The organism is Micropruina sp. (assembly GCF_047607385.1).
Classification (GTDB): Bacteria; Actinomycetota; Actinomycetes; order Propionibacteriales; family Propionibacteriaceae; genus Micropruina.
This window is the reverse complement of record NZ_JASGDE010000166.1, coordinates 1-4,354: the sequence shown is the minus strand read 5'-3', so window position 1 is coordinate 4,354 and position 4,354 is coordinate 1. Positions and strand designations below refer to the sequence as shown.

Sequence of the window (4,354 nt, the reverse complement as noted above, 5' to 3'; positions counted from 1 at the left end):
GGCGGACATTCGGTCCACCCCGGCGATCGGGTGCGCCCGCATCCCCGAGTCGGTGCCCGCGTCCACCAGCACCAGCCACTCGTCGAGGTGGCGGCCGTCCCACGTCTCCGGTCGGCCGCCGCCGACCGCGACCACACGGCTGTGGCCGGGTCGTGCAGGACGGGGCTCGTCAGAGACTTCGACATCCCAATGCGTCGGCTCCCACACGACGCCGGTGCGCGTCGGGATCGGGGACTGCCAGGCGGCGTCTCGGGTCTGCACGCGGACCGTGCGGCCGCTCACCGGAGGGCCTCGACGTCCAAGCTCAGCGCGGCGATGAGGTCCGACGCCTGAGCCTTGGTCAGGTCGTCGGTGGACGCGGTCAGCGCGGCGAGGCGAGCATCCCAACGGATGCTCTCGTTGTCGGCGATCTTCGACACCCACTCGGCGGTGGCTGCGCGGCGGGCGGCCTTGACGGCCTTGCGGTCCTCGATGCTGACGTCCTCACCGCGGGCGATGCGATCGGAGATGGACAGGCCGGTAGCTTCGAGGTCTTCGAGGGCGTACGTCTCGGCCATTTCCTTGACGCCGAAGCTGGCGGCGAAGTCGGGCTTCGCAGCGTCGGCGAGGTAGGCGTAGTCAGCCTGGAGGCTGCGGATGTAGTCGATCTGCTTGGCGGTGGCGGCTTCGGCGCTCATGTCGTGGTCCCTTCTGGGTGGGTCTGGGGCTGTTCCCCTTGACCCGATAACTACAATCTACCCCCTAAAATAGGGGGCGTCAAGCGGCGTGGCGGAAATGGCCCCGCCCAGGCGTCGACACCCGAACCACGAACGCCAGCGCGCTACCCTAGACGGAGCTGCTGGCGGTTGGGCCGGGCGACGCACGTCGACCCGGAGGCACCCGGTGGCAGAGAAGATCCTCCCTTACGACCGATCGGTCGTCCCGCAGGAGACCGGCTACTGGTGCGGCCCCGCATCCACGCAGGTCGTCCTCAACTCCCGCGGCATCCGCGTCGCCGAATCAGACCTCGCCCGCGAGATCGGCACCACCGTCAACGGCACTGACTACATCGGACTCATCGAGAAGGTCCTCGACCGGCGGGTGCCCGCAGCCCAGTACACCAGCGTGTACATGCCGAACGACCCGCCCACCTCGGCGCAGAAAACCCGCCTGTGGGCAGACCTGCGGCGCTCGATCGACGCCGGATGGGGTGTCGTCGCCAACATCGTCGCGCCGCCGTCCAACTATCCGCGCGGCGTCAAGGGATCGCAGTCCCCGGCATACGGCGGCGGCACCGTCTTCCACTACATCCCGCTCATGGGCTACGACGACACCGCCCGCGCGGTGTGGGTCGCCGACAGCGGGTTCCGGCCGTTCGGCTACTGGGTCAGCTTCGACCAGCTCGCAACGCTGATCCCGCCGAAGGGCTACTGCTACGCCAACGTCAACGCACCGGCCGCTCCCAGCCCGGCGCCCACAGCACCATCCCTCATGCAGGACGTCCGCGCGCAGCTCTGCGGATCGAGCGTCGACTACCGCGGGTGGCCGCAGCTCGGCGGCCGAACCCTCACCGACGCGATCGCCGCCGTCCTCGACAAGCTCGGAGCTCGCTGATGGGCGCGCTCGGCGTCTACCGCGGCGCACCCGTCCAGCGCACCGGCGTCGGCCTGTGGAACAAGGACCTCACCACCATCCAGGCGGCCTGCGTCCACGACACCGAAGGCGGATACGAAGGCGCGATCGGCTGGATGGAGGCCCAGAAGAACGGCTCCTACCACCGCCTCCGCGCCCTCCTCGGCCAGGGCGCGCAACTCGTCCCGGAGACCAAGCAGGCGTGGTCGGCCATGACCACAGGCAACCGCATCGCCCTGCACGCCTGCCTCGAGGGCTACGCCCGCTGGACCCGCGCCGAATGGCTGGCCAAGGGCCGCGACGGCCTCGAAGGCCTCGCCCACGACCTCGCCGACTGGCACCGCCGCTACGGCATCCCGCTGATCCGCATCGGCCCGGCGGACCTGCGCGCCGGCCGCCGCGGCATCTGCACGCACGCCGACATCAGCGCCGCGTTCGGCGAGTCCGACCACACCGATCCCGGGTCCGGCTTCCCGCTGGACCTCGTCATCTCCCGCGCGAAAGAAATCGTCGCGGCCACCCAAGGAGACACCATGGCCCTGACCCCTGAGCAGGACATCAAGGCGCAGCTCACGGGCTCGCCCGAGGCCGGCAAGTACCCGGGCTGGAAGCAGCTCGGCGACCGCACCCTCGTCGACGCCGTCGCCGCGATCGGCGCCCAGTTGGGTATCCCCGGCTTCGTCGACCCGAAGGCCTCCAAGTGAGCGGGCCGTCGCCGCAGGTCCGGCAACGCTGCTACCTCATCCTGACCGCGGCACTCCCGATCCTCGTCGCCTACGGGGTGCTCGCCGACACCGACGTGTCGATGTGGCTGGCACTGGGCGCGGCGATCCTCGGGACCGGAGGATTCGCGGTCGCCGCCGTGCACACGCCGTCCGGACGTCACCGCAAGGACGACTGATGCGAATCCACCGGGGCCGGTGGGAACCGCTGATCCCCGAACGGTGGCGCACCGCGGTCGTCAGCATCATCCCCGTGTCGATGTTGATGATCGGCACGGACTACATGCTGTCGTCCGACACGGCCGCGCTCGCACAGATCGAACGCGCCGCACCGCTCCCGATGTGGGGGGCGGCGCTCGTGCTCGCCGGCTTGATGACGATCGGAGGGTTCGTCGGCCATTGGCGACACATCGCGATCGGCGGCCTGCACCTCGGCGGCGCACTCATGCTCACCCTCGGCGTCGGAATCGGCGTCGAAACAATGTCCTGGACCGGCGGTTTCCGGTGGGCCGGACTCTACGTACTGCTCGGTGCCGCGTCGTGGTGTGCCGCGTTCGGCTACTGGATGCAGGTCGAGCCTCCGGCCGATGAGGAGAGTTGATGGACCTCGACAACCCGCCCTTCGGGATGCCGTGGGTGCTGTGGATGCTGCTCGCGTTCGTCGGCGGTCCGGCCGGTGTGGCCGGCATCCTGTCCGAAGCCGCGGCGGCTCTGCCAGGTGTGTTCGGTGCTGCGGCGCGCTGGCGTCAGCGACGTCGCGTGGAGCGGCTGGAGGCGCTGACGAACCCCCCCAGCGCGCAGATCGACGACGCCGAGATCGCGCGCCTGGCCCGCCGGTACGATCAGCTCGCCGCTGACGCTGAACGCGACCGCGCTGACCACCGCGCCGAAATGGACGAGGTCCGCGCTGAGGTCGCCGCGCTGCGGGACTCGCTGACCGTCGCCAACTCGAGGCTGTGGGCGGCGATCGGCTATGTGCGCGTCCTGGTCGACGCGATCCGCCGCATTGACCCTGACCATCCGATTCCCGATCCTCCGGACAAGCTCCGGGACCTGATCTGACGGTCCGCAAGCCCTGACACTTGACCCGTAGGCGAGGGTACAGTGCCGGATATGACTCGTACCCCCGAAGTGTCAGAGTGAGCCGCCACTACGGATGGCGGGCCGACGGCACCGTCATTGACGCCGAAGCCGCCCAGATTCGCCGCATAGCCCAGTGGATCGCCGACGGGGGCACCATCGCCGCCCTCATCCGCGACCTCAACACCGACCACGTGCCCACCGCGACCGGCGGCACCTGGTCACGCGCCAGCATCACCCGCACCCTGCGACGCCCCCGCATGATCGGCGACGACCACTACGCCCCAATCCTCGACCGCCCCCTCTGGGACAAGGTCATGGCCGTCCTCACCGACCCCGCCCGGCAGCGGTTCGTGTCCAAAGACACACCACGACCATCCGTCGCCGCCGGCATCCTCCGATGCTCGGTGTGCGCGTCCACGATGTTCCGCGCCGGCCGGGACTGGGCGTGCGACAACCGGGACTGTCCGGCGCGCCCGCATGTGCGGGTCGACCCGGTGGAGGTGGAGATCTCTGAGCGCGTCCTGACGCGTATCACTTCCGAGGCGTGGCTGGCCGAGCTGCGGCGTGCCGTCGACCGCGGCCGCGACCACTACCTGTGGATGCGGGACACGGCCGCCGACCGGATGCAGGCCCTCGCCGAAGCGTTCGGCGCCGGCGGCACCGAGCGGGCGGCTCTTGATGCGGGGCTCGCTGCGGCGCGCGGCGTGATCGCCGAAGCGGACCACGGGCTCGCATTCCTCGACGCCGCCGGCAGCCTCGCCGACCTCTCGGATGCTCAGGTCGTCGAGTGGTGGGCGGACGCCCCGGTCACGGCCCGCCACGACGTCGTGAAAGCCGTCGTCGACCGGATCGACGTGACCCCGCCAGCCGCGGGCAGAGGTGTCGCGGACCGCCTGGTGTGGCACTGGCGCTGAGATTCAATGGTGGGGAAATTGTGG

At 70.1% G+C, this 4,354-nt stretch carries 8 protein-coding genes; 6 read left to right on the top strand and 2 right to left on the bottom strand.

Annotation, left to right across the window (positions count from 1 at the left end):
* Both QM582_RS14630 and QM582_RS14625 read right to left on the bottom strand, forming a co-directional pair.
* Window positions 1-282 (bottom strand): hypothetical protein (locus QM582_RS14630; RefSeq protein WP_415085602.1); only part of this gene is annotated, 282 nt, incomplete at its 3' end.
* Window positions 279-677: a hypothetical protein gene (locus QM582_RS14625; RefSeq protein WP_415085600.1), complete on the bottom strand. Its 399-nt coding sequence runs from the start codon at window positions 675-677 to the stop codon at window positions 279-281. The genes QM582_RS14630 and QM582_RS14625, both read right to left, overlap by 4 nt.
* Before the next feature lie 205 nt (window positions 678-882).
* Between QM582_RS14625 and QM582_RS14620 the strand changes: the two genes are divergently transcribed.
* The 6 genes from QM582_RS14620 (at window position 883) to QM582_RS14595 (ending at window position 4,330) form a co-directional block, all read left to right on the top strand.
* Complete coding sequence (locus QM582_RS14620) at window positions 883-1,593, top strand: C39 family peptidase (protein WP_415085598.1); 711 nt, start codon at window positions 883-885, stop codon at window positions 1,591-1,593.
* Complete coding sequence (locus tag QM582_RS14615; protein ID WP_415085596.1) at window positions 1,593-2,315, top strand: N-acetylmuramoyl-L-alanine amidase; 723 nt, start codon at window positions 1,593-1,595, stop codon at window positions 2,313-2,315. Before QM582_RS14620 ends, QM582_RS14615 begins: the two co-directional genes overlap by 1 nt.
* Complete coding sequence (locus QM582_RS14610) at window positions 2,312-2,512, top strand: hypothetical protein (protein ID WP_415085594.1); 201 nt, start codon at window positions 2,312-2,314, stop codon at window positions 2,510-2,512. The genes QM582_RS14615 and QM582_RS14610 overlap by 4 nt, the downstream gene beginning before the upstream one ends.
* On the top strand, window positions 2,512-2,934 hold the full coding sequence (locus tag QM582_RS14605) for a hypothetical protein (protein WP_415085592.1): 423 nt from the start codon (window positions 2,512-2,514) through the stop codon (window positions 2,932-2,934). Before QM582_RS14610 ends, QM582_RS14605 begins: the two co-directional genes overlap by 1 nt.
* Entirely contained in the window at window positions 2,934-3,395 is a 462-nt protein-coding gene (locus QM582_RS14600) for a hypothetical protein (protein ID WP_415085590.1), read from the top strand. The genes QM582_RS14605 and QM582_RS14600 overlap by 1 nt, the downstream gene beginning before the upstream one ends.
* 77 nt (window positions 3,396-3,472) lie before the next feature.
* Window positions 3,473-4,330, top strand: a complete 858-nt coding sequence (locus QM582_RS14595) for a recombinase family protein (RefSeq protein WP_415085588.1) — start codon at window positions 3,473-3,475, stop codon at window positions 4,328-4,330.
* Window positions 4,331-4,354 lie beyond the last annotated feature (24 nt).

What these genes read in the sequence shown, in the direction of transcription:
- QM582_RS14605 (WP_415085592.1), top strand. Translation starts at nt 2,512, where the DNA reads ATGCGAATCCACCGGGGCCGGTGGGAACCGCTGATCCCCGAACGGTGG.
- QM582_RS14625 (WP_415085600.1), bottom strand. Translation starts at nt 677, where the DNA reads ATGAGCGCCGAAGCCGCCACCGCCAAGCAGATCGACTACATCCGCAGC.
- QM582_RS14600 (WP_415085590.1), top strand. Translation starts at nt 2,934, where the DNA reads ATGGACCTCGACAACCCGCCCTTCGGGATGCCGTGGGTGCTGTGGATG.
- QM582_RS14615 (WP_415085596.1), top strand. Translation starts at nt 1,593, where the DNA reads ATGGGCGCGCTCGGCGTCTACCGCGGCGCACCCGTCCAGCGCACCGGC.